The organism is Streptomyces sp. NK08204 (assembly GCF_020400585.1).
GTDB lineage: Bacteria > Actinomycetota > Actinomycetes > Streptomycetales > Streptomycetaceae > Streptomyces.
Map to the genome: position 1 here is coordinate 1 of NZ_JAINVF010000099.1, position 394 is coordinate 394.

General features: G+C 66.8%; 1 protein-coding gene. It reads left to right on the forward strand.

All coding sequences use genetic code 11. From position 1 onward, the window contains the following. Positions 1 to 332: alpha-glucosidase C-terminal domain-containing protein (locus K7G59_RS34480; protein ID WP_225840688.1), on the forward strand; the 332-nt coding region annotated here is incomplete at its 5' end. Between the last annotated feature and the right edge of the window lie 62 nt (positions 333 to 394).

A 394-nucleotide genomic window follows, 5' to 3' on the forward strand; every position in this document is an offset into this window, starting at 1 on the left:
AGCACCCCGCGCTACAGCGCCTACGAAATCTCCGCTTCCATCAGACCGACAACGACGCCGTGCTCGCCTACAGCAAGAGCACGGGGACGGACACGGTCATCGTGGTCGCCAACCTCGACCCACATCACACCCAGGAGGCCACGGTCTCGTTGGACATGCCGCAACTCGGCCTGGACTGGCAGGCTTCCCTGTCCGTGCACGACGAACTGACAGGGGAGACCTACCACTGGGGCAGGACCAACTACGTGCGGCTCACGCCCGGCCGGGCGCCCGCGCACGTGCTCCACGTCGGGCGACCGACGCCACCGATCGGAGGGCCCTCAGCGTCATGACTGTCAACGAGCCTGTTCACGACACCTTCGAGGACACTCCCGCCAAGGACCGGGACCCGGAC